The organism is Halodurantibacterium daqingense (genome assembly GCF_042666235.1).
GTDB classification, from domain to species: Bacteria; Pseudomonadota; Alphaproteobacteria; order Rhodobacterales; family Rhodobacteraceae; genus Halodurantibacterium; species Halodurantibacterium daqingensis.
This window is the reverse complement of the sequence record NZ_JBHTFQ010000023.1, coordinates 1-17,446: the sequence shown is the minus strand read 5'-3', so window position 1 is coordinate 17,446 and position 17,446 is coordinate 1. Positions and strand designations below refer to the sequence as shown.

The following is a 17,446-nucleotide window of genomic DNA, read 5'->3' as shown; positions in this document are numbered from 1 at the left end:
CAGACAACCAACCAGAGCAACCGCTCCAACCCGCTACCGTCCGTCTCGGTGAAGCGGTATTTACGAACCACAACAAATATCCGCAAGAGGAAAAATGACGAAATCCTAACATTTTCTACCGGCGACATTTTTCGCCGAAAATCCGCGACCGGGGCGCAATATTCGGCTCGATCTCCGTCATGGAAGCGACAGTTCGTTGCCGCGGCCTGGCCGCTGCGGCGCAGGTGGCAAGCATGATGCCATCAGGCGCGACTCGGCCGCCGGACCCATACCCGAAGAATCCGCAAGACCAGCAGTACCACGATCACCATGGCATAGATCAGAGGTTCGGGCGGTCGCCCCTTGACCAGCAGCATGTAGTGGAACGCGCCAAGAAGCGCCGCCGGATAGACAAGAAGATGCAGACGTCGCCATTTCAGCGGGCCCATCCGACGCATCGCCCGATCGGTCGAGGTCACCGCCAGCGGCACGAGTAGCACAAGGCTGATCACCCCCGCGACAAGGTAAGGTCGCCGTGCAATGTCGCGCAGGATCTGGCCGACCTGAAACTGCATGTCGAGACCCAGCCAGACAAGCAGGTGCAGAAACGCATAGCCCGCAGCAAGAAGACCGATCGCCCTGCGGAAGCGCAGCAGATCAAGTCCGGCCAAACGCCGCAGCGGCGTGATCAGCAGGCCCAGAACAAGGAATTGAAGGGCCAGTTTCCCCAGTTGCCGCTCCAGCGCCTTGACCGGGTCAACCCCCAGCCCGTCGAGCGCAGCCTGAAGGCCAAGCAGAAGCAACGGGACAAGCCCGGCAACCCAGACCACCGCCACCGGCACGCGGCGCAAGCCGCGATTCACACCCTCTATCGCCAGCACGCTCAATAATTCACCCGAAGATCCATGCCGGCATAGAGCGTGCCGACCTCTTCTCCGTAGCCGTTGAACATCTCGGTCGGGATCCTTGGCGCGAAGAAGCCGCCGCCGATGCGTCGTTCGCTGGCCTGGCTCCAACGGGGGTGATCGACCTCGGGATTGACGTTGGCATAGAAGCCGTACTCGGAAGGATCCATCCGGTTCCAGGTCGTGACCGGAAGCTCTTCCGTCAAGGTAATCCGGACGATCGACTTGATCGACTTGAAACCGTACTTCCACGGCACCACCAGCCGCAGCGGCGCGCCGTTCTGGTTGGGCAGCGTCTCGCCATAAAGCCCGGTCGCAAGCAGGGTCAGCGGATGCATTGCCTCGTCCAGGCGCAACCCCTCGCGATAGGGCCAGTCCAACAGACCGGTTCGCTGGGCGGGCATCTCTTCGGGGCGCAGAAGCGTCTCGAACGCGACATAACGCGCGGACGGCTGAACCCCGACGCGGGCAAGCAAACCCCGCAACTCGAAACCGATCCAGGGAATGACCATCGACCATCCCTCGACGCAGCGCAGGCGGTAGATACGCTCTTCCAGAACACGGCCCGACAGAACATCGGCAAGATCGTAGCGGCCCGGGCGCTCGACCAGACCATCAATGACGACGGCCCAAGGATCCGTGGTCAATGCCCCTGCGTGGCGCACCGGATCCTCCTTGTCCGGTCCGAACTCGTAGAAATTGTTGAACCGCGTAATCTGATCCAGACTGTTCGGCGGTTCATCCGTAGAATACGGGCTGCGGTGAGCCTCGGCACGCAGCGCCACGCCGCTTCCGCTCAGGGCAAACGTCGCCCCTGCACCGGAAAGCAGCCGACGGCGGTTGACGAAAACCTCGCGCGGAGTGACCTCCGACCATTGCAACTTGCTCCTGAACATCCAGATTCCCTCGTTACCTGGGCAGATGTACGCAGACTACGGCCACCAGACTACATTGTGCGCGCGCGGCGGCCCGACGACTGATCACGAATCGCTCACCTCTGATCACACCAGTTTGTCTGGCAGCGGCAGTGCGCCGTGGCTTGGGGCGGATTGCAACAAGGTCAAGCCTCGATCCCGGAAAGGTGATCCTGATCCGGCCGTTACAACCTCGCGTACCCGAGTCGTTGCCAGCAAGGCATCGAGGAAACGGAGTGATACCAGTGATCCGCAGAACCTTTCTTTCGCTCAGCGCCGCCGCTTTCATTGCCCTTCCGGCGTATGCCGAAACGCACGGGCAGGACATTGTCGATACAGCTGTGGCTGCCGGGAGCTTCACAACCCTTGTTACGGCGCTTGAGTCCGCGGGGCTCGTTGACACGCTGAAAGGCGACGGCCCGTTCACCGTCTTTGCGCCGACGGACGACGCCTTTGCAGCGTTGCCCGAAGGAACCGTGGAATCGCTTCTCCAGCCCGAGAACCGCGACCAGTTGGTGGCGATCCTGACCTATCATGTGGTTCCCGGGGCTGTGATGTCGGCCGATCTGTCGGAAGGGCTGACCGCAATGACGGTTCAGGGCAGCGAGGTGACAATCACGCTTGAAGGAGGTCCCAAAATCGACGGCGCGAACATTGTCACGCCCGACATCGAAGCGTCCAACGGCGTGATCCACGTGATCGACGCGGTCATCATGCCTGACTAGGGCCGTGCGAAGGGGCGGCACAAGCCGCCCCTTCCACTTCGGCAGCCCAGGAAATGTGCGAAGCGCCCCGCGAAACCGCGGTTGAACCAGCCGCCGAGCAGATTGCTTTCCCGCTTCTGCGGCTTTTCGGTATGACAGGACGGGCGGCGAAGGCGCGGCCGGAACGGCATGTTCCAAAAGGCTCGGGACGTGCACCGCCGGATCACGCGGAAGGTCCGAGGCGAGACACGATTCTGCCTTGGATCGTGAAACCGACGCTTCCGCTGTCCTGGTGCCCACCGGGCAGGGACAGCAGGAGCAACAGGCAAGGATTCGGGAGCTTTATCGGCACACGCACGCGACAGTCACACAGGCAGTGCCCAGGCCAGCATCCCAGACGGAAGGTTCTGATGGATTACGCGAAGCGCAGTGGTGTTGTACCGGACGGGCATGCGCCCACCGGTCAGCGCGTGATCGCGTTCCCGCCTCGCCCGCAGACCGTGCACAGAAGCAGCAAGTGCGCGGCTGGCCAATCTGCCTACCGCGCACCGGGAGTCGTTCAGTGCACGACCGCTGCCTGCGGCGGCTCTCGCCGCGACGGGGCCACACGGTTGCCAATGACAAGCCCCTCGGGACCGGCAGTGACATGCACCACGCTTCCGTCAAGAATATCGCCTGCCAGCAGCATTTCGGCCAGCGGATCCTGCAATGCCCGCTGAATCACGCGCTTGAGCGGCCGGGCCCCGAACACCGGATCATAGCCTTCGTCGGCAAGCCACTTCCGCGCCGCCTCATCCAGCTCCAGCGTGATCTTGCGGGCCTCGAGGCGCCGCGCCAGCCGTGCAAGCTGGATCTCGACGATACCGGTCATGTTTTCGCGGGTCAGGCGGTCGAAGATGATCGTTTCATCCAGCCGGTTCAGGAACTCCGGGCGGAAATGCCCCCGCACCGCTTCCATCACCGCGCGCCGCGCCGGCGCCGGGTCGGCCCCGTCAGGCAACTGGCTCAGCGCCTGCGCCCCAAGGTTCGAGGTCAGGACGATCAGCGTCTGCTTGAAATCGACCGTCCGCCCCTGCCCGTCCGTCAGAACCCCGTCGTCGAGCACCTGCAGCAGTACGTTGAAGACATCCGGGTGGGCCTTTTCCACCTCGTCGAACAGCACGACCTGATAGGGCCGGCGCCGCACTGCCTCGGTCAGAACCCCGCCTTCGTCATAACCGACATAGCCCGGAGGCGCGCCTATCAGCCGTGAAACGGCGTGTTTCTCCATGAACTCCGACATGTCGATCCGCACCATCGCATTGTCATCGTCAAAGAGGTATTCGGCGACGGCCTTGGTCAGCTCGGTCTTGCCGACGCCGGTCGGCCCCAGGAACAGGAACGAACCCAATGGCCGGTTCTCGTCGTTCAGACCCGCACGCGCACGGCGCACCGCATTCGCGACCGCAATCACCGCCTCGCGCTGACCAATGACACGCTTGCCCAGTTCCTCTTCCATGCGCAGCAGCTTTTCGCGTTCGCCCTCCAGCATCTTGGACGTGGGAATACCGGTCCAGCGCTCGACCACTTCGGCAATCTGTTCCGGGCGAACCGCTTCGCCGACCATCACGTCGCCATCACGGCTTTCTGCCTCGGCAAGCCGTCGCGTCAGATCCGGGATCACGCCATAGGTGAGCCGTCCGGCCCGGGCCAGATCCCCTTCACGCTTGGCCTGATCCAGTTCGGCCTTCGCGCGGTCAAGCTGTTCCTTCACGTCGCGGGCCGCCTCAAGCTTGTCGCGTTCGGCCTGCCAGCGTGCAGTCATCTCGGCTGACCGCTGCGTCAGGTTGGACAGTTCCTGCTCCAGCTTCTCCAGGCGATCGCGGCTGGCAGCATCGTCCTCCTTCTTGAGCGCTTCGGCCTCGATCTGTTTCTGCAGGATCTCGCGGTCCAGCGCATCCAGTTCTTCGGGTTTCGAATCCACCTCCATGCGCAGCCGCGAGGCCGCTTCGTCCACGAGATCGATGGCCTTGTCGGGCAGGAAACGGTCGGTGATATAGCGATGCGACAGCGTCGCCGCTGCCACCAGCGCCGAATCCGAGATGCGCACCCCGTGGTGCAACTCGTATTTTTCCTTGATGCCGCGCAGGATCGAGATCGTGTCTTCCACGGTCGGCTCGCTCACCATCACCGGCTGGAAGCGCCGGGCGAGGGCTGCGTCCTTTTCCACATGCTTGCGGTATTCATCCAGCGTCGTCGCGCCGATGCAATGCAGTTCTCCGCGGGCAAGGGCGGGCTTGATCAGGTTTGCCGCATCCATCGCGCCTTCGGACTTCCCGGCACCCACAAGAGTGTGCATCTCGTCGATGAACAGGATGACCTCGCCGGCGGCAGCCGTCACTTCCGACAGGATTGCCTTCAGCCGCTCCTCGAACTCGCCGCGATATTTCGCCCCGGCGATCAGCGCGCCCATGTCCAGCGCCATCAGCCGTTTGTTGCGCAGGCTTTCCGGCACGTCGCCATCCACGATCCGCAGCGCCAGACCTTCCGCAATCGCGGTCTTTCCGACGCCCGGCTCACCGATCAGCACCGGGTTGTTCTTGGTACGGCGCGACAGAACCTGCATGGCGCGGCGGATTTCCTCGTCGCGACCAATGATCGGATCGATCTTTCCTTCGCGTGCGGCCTCGGTCAGATCACGGGCATATTTCTTCAGCGCGTCATAGCCGCTTTCGGCGGTGGCGCTGTCGGCCGTGCGGCCCTTGCGGATGTCATTGATCGCGGCATTCAGGTTCTGGGCGTTCACCGCACCCGCGGTAAGGGCATCCCTGGCCTTCGATGGCACGACTGCGAGCGCCGTCAGGATCCGCTCGACGGGCACAAAGCTGTCGCCGGCTTTTTTCGCGATCTTCTCTGCCTCATCCAGAACCTTGGCCGTGGACTGGTCAAGATAGGTCTGTCCGGCGTCACCAGTGACACGCGGCTGCTTTGACAGGGCCAGATCGACCGCCTCGAGCACGCGCTGCGGCTCGCCACCCGCGCGCTTGATGAGGTTCGAGGCAAGGCCCTGATCGTCGTCAAGCAGTGCCTTCAGAAGATGTTCGGGACCAAGCCGCTGATGGCTTTCGCGCATCGCGATCGTCTGGGCGGCCTGCAGGAAACCGCGGGCCCGCTCGGTGAACTTTTCCAGGTTCATGGGCATTCTCCTTCATGAAGCGCCAGTCCCGGGGCCACCCTGATGCGGCACGGCCCCTCTGGCCTCACCCCTCATGTGGGAAGAATACCTTCCGGCAACAAGGGTCTCTCAGCACGCGCCGCGCGGTTTCAGCAACCGGGCCGGGCGTGCGGCTTCGGCGGCCCGAAACAGTGAAAAGGTCTGGTTCACGTAATTCACGGCACCGCTTATGTGATCCATGTAGGCCTGCAGTTCGGGGGTGCGTTCCGCCTCGATCATCTGCAGCGGGCGTTCCGGCCCCTGGCCTTCGAACTGGCAGTAGAACAGCGGGTCGCCGCGCCGCAGGACCAGGTCCTTCTCAGGCTCGTGCCACTCGAAGGCCCACATGATCGGGCGGGGCCAGAGGTTGATGGGGAAGCGCCCGCCAAAGATCGTGCCCGGAAGCGGCTGGCGCCGATAATGTGCGAAGGCGTCAAGCTGCGTCATGTAGACCAACTCATCCGCAATGAACACGTAAGGCAGCTGCAACTGGATCGTGGGCCTGCCCGGATAGCGCCATTCGGCCTCGCTCACCAGCGTCAGGACCTCGTTCAGCTTGTTGGACCGTATCGGGCTTGCCGCGCCCGCCCGGTTGATGAGTACCGGTTTACCGCTCGCGTCACGGCCAAAGCCGATATGCAGATCGAATGGGCAGCGGATCAAGAAATAGCGGCTTTCAAGATTGATTACCGCCGGACATCGGGCGGCCGATTTCGCGTGGCTGCGATTGGTTTCGCGGAAGGTAACCCGTTCAGGCGGATCGAACAGCACGCCGCCCTTTTCAGTCGCCCGAAACCACCCGACAACCACCGGCCCCGAACGCGGATCCTCTGCCTCCCGCTCCACGATTATATTGATCCGCATCGGCCTTTCCCTTATCGCACGGGGGCATCTTCGCTGCCGTGACAGGCAAGTCAACCGCGCTGTCGCCGCGCCATCCTGAAGGAGACCCCCATGACCCTTGCCGACGACCGCCTGATCGTGGCGCTTGACGTTCCCGACGCACTGACAGGACTTCGGCTGGCAGAGACTCTGGGCGACAGCGTGAGCTTCTACAAGATCGGGCTCGGCATGCTGACGGGCGGGGGGCTCGCGCTGGCAAATGAACTGAAGCAGGATCACGGCAAGCGCATCTTCCTCGACATGAAGCTGTTCGATATCGGCGCCACGGTCGAGGCTGCAGTGCGGGGCCTTGCCCGCCATGACCTCGACTTCCTGACAGTGCATGGCGATCCTCACGTCGTTCGCGCCGCGAAAGAGGGGGCCGCCGGAACGCCGCTCAGAATTCTCGCGGTGACGATCCTGACCTCGCTTGACCGCGCAGACCTGGATGACAGTCTGATCCGGGCCGGAGACATGGAAGAGATCGTTCTGGAACGCGCCCGCAAGGCGCTGCTCGCCGGGGCAGACGGGCTGATCGCCTCACCGCACGAGGCGGCGGCGATCCGCGCGCTGCCCGAGGCCGCCGGGCGGCTGATCGTCACGCCAGGGGTACGGCCTTCAGGTTCGGCGGCCAATGACCAGAAGCGGACAGCAACACCGGCCGCGGCGATCCGCGCCGGGGCAGATCACATCGTGGTCGGTCGCCCGATCTGGCAGGCACCCGATCCGCGGGCCGAGGCGCTGGCCGTTCTGGCGCAGTTGACGTGAAAAGATCCCGGCGCAGCGTCGCGCCGGGATCGTCAGTTCTGCCCGAAGCCGAACCGGAACGGGGCTCTTCCGTCCGGTCCAGCACCGAAACGCCCGGCGTCAGTTAGGGGCGGTGCCGGTGGTGCCGGGTGCCGTCGTCTCACCACCCGGGGCGGGCGCAAGCGGGTCGGTCCCCGGGGCCGCCGCGCCCGGTGCTGCCGGATCGGTGGCCGGGGCGGTTCCTGCCGGATCGGTGGCGGGTGCGGTTCCTGCCGGATCTGTTGCAGGGGCCGTCATTGCGGGATCGGTTGCCTGATCCGCTGCTGGCGCGGTTTCGGTAGCCGTCGGTCCGGTCGCGGTACCAGGCTGCGTCGTGCCCTGATCGGTCCCACCACCCGACATGGCAATGATCGCCACGATCGCGATGATGACGACTGCGGCCACGATATACCACATCGTGCGACCGCCGCCCGAGCGACCCGCCCCTTCCGGGGCATCTACACGACGGCCGTCGGGATGGACGTTTCGCGGTTGGTTATGAACGGGGTCCACAACAATCTCCTTTCACCTTAAGGTCATCGACGACAGAACCCCGCGAACCCGCATCCTGTTCCCGTCAAATGCATCATGGGCAAGGAGTCGCCGATCAAGGCTTCAGTTCTCGTTGATATCGCGGTCCCAGTATTTCACCTGGCCCTTGCGCACCCCCAGAAGCAATCGCAGCACCAACCAGCACAGCAAGGATATCACTGCAAACACCAGAAGCTGATTGACCGTCCCCGCCCCCATCCAGCCGGCGGGCCAGATCTCGGTCAGCAGCAACAGGCCCGTCAACACCGCCCCCAGGGCAAAACCGGCAAAAATCCACCCGGGCACGACCACCTCGACAATGGCAAGTGCCAGACCTGCCGCAACCCAGAGCCACCAGACGTTACTCACCCCTGTTTCCCCGCAGCATCCGGAAAGCATCCCCAAAGGCGTCCAGGGCCTGCGCGGGCACAAGGATGGTCTGCTTGCCTTCGCCCTGCCCGACCTTGGTCAGGGCCTCTACCTGCTTCAGCGCCACCTGATACTGCGCCGCCTCAAGGCCATTGTCACGGATGGCTGCGGCGATGACGGCGGTCGCATAGGCTTCGGCATCCGCCTGGATGCGGCGCGCCTTCGCTTCCTGCTCGGCAGCGTAAAGCTGTCCATCGGCGTCCAGTTCCACCGCACGGCGGCGCCCTTCGGCTTCGGTCACCGTGGCGCGGCGGGCACGTTCGGCGTTCAGCTGTTGCAGCATCGCGGCACGGGTCGCTGCATCAAGATTCACATCCAGAAGTTCGGCCCGCGTCACTTCGATGCCCCAATCCTCGACCACCTGCTCGATGGATTCGCGAATCCGCGCAATCAGCCGGGCGCGGTTCGACTGCACCTCGTCCAGTTCCATCGTCCCGATCTCCGACCGGACGATCCCGGCGACGGTGGTTGAAATAGCCGCATCCACATCCCGGATACGGTAAACAGTGCGCTCCGGCTCCATGATGCGGTAGAAAACGCTGGTTTCCACCTGGACCAGCACGTTGTCGGCCGTAATCGCATCCTGCCGGGTATTGGGAAGCTGCCGCTCCAGCACCGAGATCCGATGCCGCACCACATCCAGAAAAGGCACGATGAAGTTGATCCCCGGCCCAAGGACCGAGCGCAGGCGACCGAACCGTTCTACCACATGCTTTTCCGACTGCGGCACGATCCGCACGCCCAGAAAGATCGAGATGATCAGGAAGGCGGCGATCAGAAGGATCACCACATTCACGCCGCCAAGAAGATCCTCAAACTGTGTCACGCGTTTCCCCTTTGTGGTGTCCGTCCAATATGGGTGCGTCCGGCGTTCCGCGCAACGCATAGGTCGCGAATCGCGTTGGCGACGGCGCGCCGGGGCGCTAGGCTGCCCCGGATCCCCTGCCACCGGTCACCCATGCCTGCCCTTTGCCGCGACTGTCTTGCCCGCTTCGACAGCGGGCCCCGCTGCCCCAGCTGCCGCAGTCCCCGCGTCACAAATCATGACGAACTGTTCTCGCTTTCCATTGCGCATATGGATTGCGACGCCTTCTATGCCAGCGTTGAAAAGCGCGACAACCCGGGGCTGCGCGACAAGCCGGTCATTATCGGCGGGGGCCGGCGGGGCGTGGTCTCGACGGCCTGCTATCTTGCCCGCATCCGCGGCGTTCGTTCGGCAATGCCGATGTTTCAGGCGCTTCGGCTGTGCCCCGAGGCCGAGGTCATCAAGCCGCGGATGCAAGCCTATGCCAAGGCTTCACGCGCGATCAGGGCGATGATGGACGACCTGACTCCCGCAGTCGAGCCGCTGTCACTGGACGAAGCCTTCCTCGACCTGAGCGGAACCGAACGTCTGCATGGCGCGCCGCCGGCGGTTCTGCTGGCCGGACTGATCCGGCGCATGGAAAGCGAACTGGGGCTTTCCGGCTCGATCGGGCTGTCACATAACAAGTTTCTCGCCAAGGTCGCCTCGGACCTGGACAAGCCGCGCGGCTTTTCCCTGATCGGCAAGGCCGAGACCGCTGCCTTCTTGCGCGACAAGCCGGTGCGGCTGATCTGGGGGGTAGGCGCGGCGGGGCAAGCCGCGCTTGAAAACGCGGGCATCCGCAGTTTCGACGATCTGCTGCGTTGGGAGCGCAAGGATCTTGCGGTCCGCTTCGGCACAATGGGCGAGAGGCTATGGCATCTGGCACGTGGAACGGACAGGCGCCGCGTTTCGGCCCATGCGCCGGTCAAATCGATCTCGAACGAGACAACCTTCCACGAAGATATCGGCGATCCGGATCTTCTGGACGGTCATCTGTGGCGCCTGTCCGAAAAGGTCGCCGATCGCGCCAAGGCCAAGGCCCTTGCGGGCCGCGTCATCACCCTCAAGCTGAAGCGCAGCAACCACCGGCTTCTGACCCGCCGGCAAAGCCTTGCCTGCCCCACGCAATTCGCAGACCGTATCTATCGCGTGGCACGCGCGCTTCTCGATGCGGCGGCCGATCCAGGGCCGTTTCGCCTGGTCGGCGTCGGGCTCACGGAACTGGGCGGTGCAGCCGAGGCAGAACCGGTCCCGGACCTTCTAGATCCAGATGCCGCACGCCGCGCCGAGGCAGAGCGCGCCACCGACAGGATCCGGGCGCGGTTTGGCCCCGACGCGATCATCAAGGGCCGGGCGCTACGCTAGCGCGAGGTCGGATGAAAAAGTCCCGCGGGCGACTGAGTGAAAATCTCGCAACCGTCTGCGGTCACACCGATAGAGTGCTCGAACTGGGCCGAGAGCGACTTGTCGCGGGTGACCGCCGTCCAGTCATCTGCCAGCACCTTGGTCTCGGGCCGGCCCAGGTTGACCATCGGCTCGATCGTGAAGAACATCCCTTCCTCAAGAACGGCGCCGGTTCCAGGGCGGCCGTAGTGCAGGACGTTCGGGGGCGCGTGGAACACCCTGCCCAGCCCGTGGCCGCAAAAATCGCGCACCACAGACATGCGCTGTGCCTCCACGTAGCTCTGGATCGCCGCGCCTATATCGCCAAAGGTCGCACCGGGCCGAACGGCCTCGATCCCCTTCATCAGCGCGTCATGCGTGACCTGCACAAGGCGCTCGGCCTTGCGGCTGGGCACGCCCGCCACATACATGCGACTTGTGTCGCCATACCAGCCGTCCACGATGACCGTCACGTCGATGTTCAGGATATCGCCGTTCTTGAGCACCTTCGGCCCGGGAATTCCATGACAGACGACATGGTTCACGCTGATGCAGGAGGCGTGCTGGTATCCGCGATAGCCGATCGTCGCTGACAGCGCGCCCGAGGCCTGAACCTTTTCCGTGATGATCCGGTCAAGCTCGCCGGTCGTTGCCCCGGGCACCACGAAGGGCGCGATCTCGTCCAGGATGGTGGCGGCAAGTCTCCCGGCCGTGCGCATCCCCACAAAATCGCCGGGTTCATAGATCCTGATGCCGTCCTTCGTCACACGGCCACGCAGGTTGTCGTCCACGCCTAGCCCTCCATCCAACTGCAAGGGCTAAATAAGCAAAGAATCGCACTTTGGCCAGAGGAACGCCATCAGGCAGCCGGAGGGCGCCGCAGCTTGACAGGGACAAAGGCTCAACATTTCCGCGGGAATATCCGGAACGGCTTCCGCAGGCGCCCTCAGATGATGCCGCGGTCCCGGGATGCGATGACGGCTTGCGTCCGGTTCGTGACGCCCAGCTTCTTGCAGATCGCCTTGACGTGCATCTTTACCGTCGCCTCGGCAAGCTTGAGTTCGTTGGCAATCACCTTGTTCTGCTTTCCCTCGGCCAGATGTGACAGGACAAGCATTTCCTTTTCACTCAGCCTGCCAGGGCCGGGCTCGTGCGAGATTGCCTTGTCGCGCATCAGTTCAAGCGGAATGTACTGTTCACCCGCGTTGATGAACCGGATCGCGTTGGCAAGGCTGCGCACCGAGTTGGTCTTGGGGATCACCCCCGCCGCCCCTGCCTCGATCGCATCTTCGACCAGTCGCCGCGACGGATTGCCTGTCAGGATCGCCACGGGCTTGCCGCCATTGGCACGCAGTCCCTTTGTCAGCCCCGACATGCCGTTCATCCCTGGCATGTTGTAATCAAGCAGCAGGATATCGAAAGGCCCGTTCCGCGCCACCTTCTCCAGGGCTTCATCCAGCGACTTGGCAATTTCGACCTCGATGTCAGGATGCGCCGAAAGGTACATCGAGATCATTTCGATCACCATGTCGTGGTCGTCTGCAACAAGTAGCCGGATCGGTTCGGGCGGGGCGTTCATCTGTGTAACATTACCTCGGCTATCATCAACCGGAGCCTTCATGATCGCCGGGTCAATCAGGGTCCTTTCAGGCCATAGTCACAGTTTCAGTTCATAAATCAAGCGCCGGCGGCGCAATCGATGGCGGAAAAGTCGCGAAAGGCCCAGTCCCGCCACATGCGCCCATTTGGAACCGGCGCACGGGCACCTGAATCCGCTCTCCTCTTCAGACTTGCGCGGCAGCCCCGCGGTTCCGCCAGCTTTCAAGGATGTAGCGGCTGGTCATCAGGTCAAGATGCGCGCCGCCACCGTTTTTTGCGATCGTGATGTCTTCGGCGCTCTGGCGGGAAAAGCGCCCAGAGCCCAGTTCGTAGAAGTCTGCGCGGATGTCATCCGGGCGCAGGACACCTGCCGCGATCGGGATCTTCAGCTCGCCGATATGGCCGATGGTGGTGGCACGGCTGTCGACAAACAGGATGGAGCGTTGCAGGGCAAGGTCATCCACCTCGCGCATATCGGGGCGATAGGCGCCGATCAGGTCCAGATGCTGTCCCGGTTGCAACCAGGCGCCCTCGACCAGGGGTTCGGTGGTCATCGTCGCCGTGCAGATGATGTCGGCGGTGCGCACCGCCGCTTCGAGATCGCGGGTGGCGGTGACACGTGGATCGGCCGCCATCGCTTCTGCGGCGGCCGGGCTTCGGTTCCAGACCGTGAAGCGCGCATCGGGAAACAGACTCGAATAGGCCTCGACCATCGAACGGGCGACCGTTCCCGCCCCGACAAGCGTAATCTTGCGACTATCCGGTCGCGCAAGCCGCGATGCGGCAAGAAGGCTGTCGCCGGCAGTTTTCCACTTGGTCACAAGGTGGAAATCCACGATCGCTTCCAGTTGCCCGCCGTCATCCGAAAACAGGCTGACAGCGCCATTCACCATCGGCCGCCCCCGCGATGGGTTTTCCGGAAAGATCGTCGCCGTCTTGACCGCGATGCCCATGCCATCGATCCAGGCGGATCGGGAAAGAAGCGTGTCCTGCCCGCGATACAGGAAGGTGTCATCGATTTCCGCGGGCGGCAGCGCGTGCCCCTTCGTCAGCGCCTCCAGGAGGCCCTTCCAGGACAGATATGCCTCGGCCTCCGGTCCGACGATCTCGACGCTCATGCCCTTCTCCTTGCTGCAAAAATCCTTGTGATCATCAGCGGCGTGCTTCCGCGCGCCACCGGACTGGCGGGCATCGCAGCAGGCCCATCCCGCGCAAGCGCGGGCAAGCCTCACGACATCTGCCGCCGGGCACGCTGCACTTCGCGTTCAAGCGCGTCAAGGAACCGCGATCTGTCCGCCTTCGAGAACGGCTTGCCGCCACCCTGGCGGAAGGGATCCGCCGCACGCAGGTCGCTCATCAGATCGCGCGTTGCAAGCACGGCGCCAACGTTGGCCTCGGTCAGAACCTCACCGTTGTGCTTGACAACCCGCGCACCCTTGTCGACGCATCTCGCCGCCAGCGGGATGTCGCCCGTCACCACCACATCGCCGCATCCTGCCCTCTCGGCGATCCACATGTCGGCCACGTCCGGCCCGTCCGGCACAAAAACCATCTCGACCAGCGGATTGGGTGACGGTCGCAGCCCGCCGTTCGACACGATGACCAGCCGCAGCCCGTGGCGGCTGGCAACGCGCTCGGCCTCGGCCTTGACCGGACAGGCATCAGCGTCAACGTAGATCGTGGTCAACTGTAGAGGGCCTCGGCATGGAAGCTGACATGATCCTCCATGAAGCTGGCCACGAAGAAATAACTGTGGTCATAGCCCTTCTGCATCCGGAACTGTCCTGGCTGACGGCGTGCCATCATCGCGGCGGCCAGCGCCTCGGGCATCAGCTTGTCAAGGAACTGATCATCAGCGCCCTGGTCGATCAGGATCGGCCCGTCAAAACCGCGTTCGTGCATCTGGATCGTGGCGTCATGCCGGCGCCAGGTCATTTCATCAGCGCCAAGGTAGGCGCCAAGCTGCTTGCGCCCCCAATCCGAGACCGTGGGATTGGCGATCGGCGCGAAGGCTGAAGCCGAACGGAACCGGTCGGGCAGGGCCATGGCAATCGTCAGCGCCCCATGGCCACCCATCGAATGGCCGGTGATTGCCTGGCGTTCTTCATCCAGGGCGAAATTGTTGAACAGAACCCGGGGCAGATCGCCGGTGATGTAATCCCACATCTGGAAATGCGGCGCCCAGGGCGTTTCGGTGGCATTCACATAGAACCCCGCCCCCTGCCCCAGATCATAGGCCCCGTCATCGGCCACACCTTCGCCGCGCGGCGATGTGTCCGGGAAGACAAGCGCGATCCCCTGCTGCGCCGCCCAGGCCTGCGCACCGGCCTTGACCATCGCGTTCTCATGCGTGCAGGTCAGTCCCGAAAGATACCATAGCAGCGGCACCGGGCCCGCCTCTGCCTCTTCGGGCAGGAACAGGCCAAAGGTCATGTCGCAGCCGGTGGCTTCGGATTGGTGGCTGTAAACGCCCTGCGTTCCACCAAAACAACGGTTCTCCGAAACAGTCTTCATCACTTCCTCCCTTTGGGGTCAGAACCCGCTGACCCAGGCGATGACAAGCGACACGGTCACGATGCTGACCGCCGTCGAGATCAGAATTGCCGCCGAGACCCTTTGTGGTGCAACCCCGTAGTGTTGCGCCAGCATATACACATTCCCCGCCACGGGAAGGGCCGCCGCCGCGATCATCACCCCCGCCGCAAACGGATCGACGGGAAACAGCAGCAGCGCCGCCACCGCTACCGCCGCGGGGTGCAATACCAGCTTCGCAAAGGACAGCCAGACCGCGACCTGCATCCGTTCGGCAGAACGGGCCGCCAGTGACGCGCCGATTGCAAACAAGGCGCCCGGCGTGGCAGCCGCCCCCAGAAGGGCCACGAACTCGTTCAACGGCCCCGGAACTGCCATCCCGCTTGCCGACCAGGCAAGCCCAAGCGAGATTGAAACGATCATGGGGTTCTTCAGAAGCCCCATGCCCAGCGAGCGGAAGACGCCCGAGGACATCCGCCCTTGCCGCGAGCCGGTGATGATCAATGTGATCAGGCTGGAAAACACGATCAGGTCGATGGCCAGTACCATCAGAACCGGCCCGGCCGCTGCCGGCCCCAGCAGGACTACAAGCATCGGCACACCAAGGAACCCCGTGTTCCCGATCACCGCCACCTGCGCCTCGACGGCGGCTTCCGCGACCGGGAGGCGGCGCAGAAAGGCGACCAGGGTCGCGATCAGGTATACCGCGAGACTGCCACTCAGATAGGCGAGAACAAACGGCAGGTCGAAGATCTCGGCCAGCGACAGGTTCGCGGCGAAACGGAACAGCATTGCCGAAAGCGCGAAGTAGAACACGAACTTGGTCAGCCATGCGGTCGCCTCTTCGGGGAAAAAACGCGTCCGCCCCGCCAGGTATCCCAGGCCGATCAGGGCAAAGAACGGAAGGGTCTTCAAAAAGATCGCTAGCATCTGCCCCGGCCATAGCATGCAGGATCGAACGCGACCAGATCCTTCGCTTCCCCGGGCCATATCGGAACGAACAGGAGGATCGACTGCCGGCCGCCGCCTGCGGTAACGTCAGGCCACAGAGCCGTGATCCAGCCATCAGAGGGGTTGCCGCTTCGCGACCAAGATGCAAAAGTGAACCGAGCGGTTCAGGAGGCGCAGCATCGTCGAGGTTGACCGACGCCACCGCGCCTTCTGGCCGTTCAGCCACTTCTGCCCGCAGCCGATGCTGTCGCTCGTCACGCTGACTTGATCCATTCCGTTTCGGCCACTAGGATGTGCGGGATAGGAGATCCGATGACGGCGCTTACCACTTCCGACGGCGCGGCCATCCGCAAAGGTCGCAAATACGATCAGGTTCTTGAAGGCGCCCGGCGGATCTTTCTTCGTGACGGGTTTGAAGGTGCCAGCGTAGACGAGATCGCCCGCGAAGCGGGCGTATCCAAGGCAACGCTGTACAGCTATTTTCCCGACAAGCGCCTGCTGTTTCTTGAAATGGCACGGCTTGAATGTCTGCGTCAGGCAGATGAGCCGCTCGACATGACCGAACGGACGGCCCCGCCCCGCGTCGTTCTGACGCGCGCCGCCCGCCGCATCATCGAATTCTTCACCTCCGAGTTCGGGCGGCAGGTGTTCAGGATCTGCGTGGCGGAAAGCGACCGATTTCCGGCCCTTGGCTGTCAGTTCTATGAAAGCGGCCCGAAGCTTGCGCGCGAGAGGATCGCTCTCTATCTGCGGCAGGCGGCCGCGCGCGGCGAGCTTCGGATCGAGGATTTCGAACTTGCCGCCGATCAGTTCGCTGAACTCTGCAAGGTCGATCTGTTTCCACGCATGATCTGTGGCGTCGCGCCCGCGTTCCGCGAACCGGAAATCGAACGCGTGATTCACGGCGCGGTCGAGATGTTCCTGGCCCGCTATGGTGTCGCGGACAAGGCTGGAAGCAGCTGAAGCTGCCGCGTGGATCAGTCTTTCAGACGGGCAAGCATCTGATTGCCTTCACCGCGCCGCAACTCGAACCGCCCCGTGCTGAGAAGAAGATCACTGAGCTTGGCACTGCCGTAGCTGCGCGAATCGAAGTCAGGATTGGCGGCGATGATGAACTGTCCGATCTGGCCCAGCGAATACCAGTCCTCGTCGCCGCCGATTGCCCGCATCGCGGCCTCGATCAGCGGCAAGGCCTTGGCCGCAGCCTCCTTCCGGGGCGTGGACGCTGCCTGACGCGGTGCATCGGCATCCGCCTCGACCGCACCACCCGCTGGCTCAAGCAGGTTTTCAACGAAGATGAACCGCTTGCAGGCCTTGCGGAAAGCCTCGGGCGTCTTGCGCTGGCCGATGCCATAGACGTCCAGGCCCTGTTCACGAATGCGGCTGGCGAGGCGCGTAAAATCGCTGTCTGACGAGATCAGCACAAAGCCGTCGAACCGCCCCGAATGCAGCAGGTCCATCGCGTCGATCACCAGCGCGATGTCGCTGGCGTTCTTGCCCACGGTGTTCGCCGGCTGGTGATGGGGCACCAGCGCCAGGGCGGCAAGCCTGTCACCCCACCCTTTCATCTGTGCGCGCGAAAAATCACCATAGATCCGTCGTACCGAAGCCTCGCCCAGGCTCGCGATCTCCTCGAAGATCGCCTCGGCCCATTGCGGCGAGGAATTGTCGGCATCGACCAGAACGGCAAGCAGCGGAATACCGGCGCGCGCCATCAGTATATGACGACCGAGCGGATGCTCTGGCCCTGTTTCATCAGGTCGAAGCCCTTGTTGATGTCGTCAAGCGGCATGGTGTGGGTGATCATCGGG

The 17,446-nt window shown here is 63.4% G+C and carries 18 protein-coding genes; 4 read left to right on the top strand and 14 right to left on the bottom strand.

Annotation, left to right across the window (positions count from 1 at the left end; translation table 11 throughout):
* Positions 1 to 242: 242 nt before the first annotated feature.
* Both msrQ and msrP read right to left on the bottom strand, forming a co-directional pair.
* Entirely contained in the window at positions 243 to 857 is a 615-nt protein-coding gene (msrQ, locus tag ACFQXB_RS20050) for a protein-methionine-sulfoxide reductase heme-binding subunit MsrQ (RefSeq protein ID WP_377406975.1), read from the bottom strand.
* Positions 858 to 862: 5 nt separating this feature from the next.
* On the bottom strand, positions 863 to 1,780 hold the full coding sequence (gene msrP / locus ACFQXB_RS20045; protein ID WP_377406974.1) for a protein-methionine-sulfoxide reductase catalytic subunit MsrP: 918 nt from the start codon (positions 1,778 to 1,780) through the stop codon (positions 863 to 865).
* Positions 1,781 to 2,043: 263 nt separating this feature from the next.
* Between msrP and ACFQXB_RS20040 the strand changes: the two genes are divergently transcribed.
* Positions 2,044 to 2,523 (top strand): fasciclin domain-containing protein, encoded by a 480-nt coding sequence (locus ACFQXB_RS20040; RefSeq protein WP_377406973.1) that lies wholly within the window; start codon positions 2,044 to 2,046, stop codon positions 2,521 to 2,523.
* Positions 2,524 to 3,061: 538 nt separating this feature from the next.
* Here the strand turns inward: ACFQXB_RS20040 and clpB are convergent.
* Together clpB and ACFQXB_RS20030 are read right to left on the bottom strand one after the other, a co-directional pair.
* The gene (clpB, locus tag ACFQXB_RS20035) at positions 3,062 to 5,677 is read right to left on the bottom strand and encodes an ATP-dependent chaperone ClpB (protein WP_377406972.1); all 2,616 of its coding nucleotides are present in this window, start codon (positions 5,675 to 5,677) and stop codon (positions 3,062 to 3,064) included.
* A gap of 108 nt (positions 5,678 to 5,785) precedes the next feature.
* Positions 5,786 to 6,559, bottom strand: a complete 774-nt coding sequence (locus tag ACFQXB_RS20030; protein WP_377406971.1) for a hypothetical protein — start codon at positions 6,557 to 6,559, stop codon at positions 5,786 to 5,788.
* Between the two features lie 90 nt (positions 6,560 to 6,649).
* Here ACFQXB_RS20030 and pyrF point away from each other — a divergent pair, with 90 nt between their 5' ends.
* On the top strand, positions 6,650 to 7,345 hold the full coding sequence (gene pyrF / locus ACFQXB_RS20025; RefSeq protein WP_377406970.1) for an orotidine-5'-phosphate decarboxylase: 696 nt from the start codon (positions 6,650 to 6,652) through the stop codon (positions 7,343 to 7,345).
* Positions 7,346 to 7,444: 99 nt separating this feature from the next.
* Here pyrF and ACFQXB_RS20020 read toward each other — a convergent pair whose 3' ends face one another.
* The 3 genes from ACFQXB_RS20020 to ACFQXB_RS20010 form a co-directional block, all read right to left on the bottom strand.
* Positions 7,445 to 7,876: a hypothetical protein gene (locus ACFQXB_RS20020; RefSeq protein ID WP_377406969.1), complete on the bottom strand. Its 432-nt coding sequence runs from the start codon at positions 7,874 to 7,876 to the stop codon at positions 7,445 to 7,447.
* 102 nt (positions 7,877 to 7,978) lie between these two features.
* Positions 7,979 to 8,263, bottom strand: coding sequence for an NfeD family protein (locus ACFQXB_RS20015; RefSeq protein WP_377406968.1), 285 nt, complete (start codon positions 8,261 to 8,263; stop codon positions 7,979 to 7,981).
* Positions 8,256 to 9,149 carry an SPFH domain-containing protein gene (locus ACFQXB_RS20010; protein ID WP_377406967.1) on the bottom strand — a complete coding sequence of 298 codons (894 nt, stop codon included), beginning with the start codon at positions 9,147 to 9,149 and terminating at the stop codon, positions 8,256 to 8,258. Before ACFQXB_RS20010 ends, ACFQXB_RS20015 begins: the two co-directional genes overlap by 8 nt.
* Positions 9,150 to 9,281: 132 nt before the next feature.
* Between ACFQXB_RS20010 and ACFQXB_RS20005 the strand changes: the two genes are divergently transcribed.
* Complete coding sequence (locus ACFQXB_RS20005) at positions 9,282 to 10,535, top strand: DNA polymerase IV (protein ID WP_377406966.1); 1,254 nt, start codon at positions 9,282 to 9,284, stop codon at positions 10,533 to 10,535.
* Here ACFQXB_RS20005 and map read toward each other — a convergent pair.
* From map to ACFQXB_RS19975, 6 genes are all read right to left on the bottom strand, one after another.
* Entirely contained in the window at positions 10,532 to 11,344 is an 813-nt protein-coding gene (map, locus tag ACFQXB_RS20000) for a type I methionyl aminopeptidase (protein WP_377406965.1), read from the bottom strand. The two genes, ACFQXB_RS20005 and map, sit on opposite strands and share 4 nt — an antisense overlap.
* 155 nt (positions 11,345 to 11,499) lie before the next feature.
* On the bottom strand, positions 11,500 to 12,132 hold the full coding sequence (locus ACFQXB_RS19995; protein ID WP_377406964.1) for a response regulator transcription factor: 633 nt from the start codon (positions 12,130 to 12,132) through the stop codon (positions 11,500 to 11,502).
* 205 nt (positions 12,133 to 12,337) lie between these two features.
* A complete protein-coding gene (locus ACFQXB_RS19990; RefSeq protein WP_377406963.1) occupies positions 12,338 to 13,270 on the bottom strand; it encodes an ornithine cyclodeaminase family protein in 933 nt (310 codons plus the stop codon).
* A 110-nt stretch (positions 13,271 to 13,380) separates the two neighbouring features.
* On the bottom strand, positions 13,381 to 13,839 hold the full coding sequence (locus ACFQXB_RS19985; protein ID WP_377406962.1) for a YaiI/YqxD family protein: 459 nt from the start codon (positions 13,837 to 13,839) through the stop codon (positions 13,381 to 13,383).
* On the bottom strand, positions 13,836 to 14,666 hold the full coding sequence (gene fghA, locus ACFQXB_RS19980) for an S-formylglutathione hydrolase (protein WP_377406961.1): 831 nt from the start codon (positions 14,664 to 14,666) through the stop codon (positions 13,836 to 13,838). Before fghA ends, ACFQXB_RS19985 begins: the two co-directional genes overlap by 4 nt.
* A gap of 18 nt (positions 14,667 to 14,684) precedes the next feature.
* A complete protein-coding gene (locus tag ACFQXB_RS19975; protein WP_377406960.1) occupies positions 14,685 to 15,614 on the bottom strand; it encodes an AEC family transporter in 930 nt (309 codons plus the stop codon).
* Positions 15,615 to 15,947: 333 nt separating this feature from the next.
* Between ACFQXB_RS19975 and ACFQXB_RS19970 the strand changes: the two genes are divergently transcribed.
* Positions 15,948 to 16,598, top strand: coding sequence for a TetR/AcrR family transcriptional regulator (locus ACFQXB_RS19970; RefSeq protein WP_377406959.1), 651 nt, complete (start codon positions 15,948 to 15,950; stop codon positions 16,596 to 16,598).
* Positions 16,599 to 16,612: 14 nt separating this feature from the next.
* On the opposite strand, the gene ACFQXB_RS19965 is transcribed toward ACFQXB_RS19970, so the two are convergent.
* On the bottom strand, positions 16,613 to 17,350 hold the full coding sequence (locus ACFQXB_RS19965; RefSeq protein ID WP_377406958.1) for an NYN domain-containing protein: 738 nt from the start codon (positions 17,348 to 17,350) through the stop codon (positions 16,613 to 16,615).
* Positions 17,351 to 17,446: the final 96 nt, after the last annotated feature.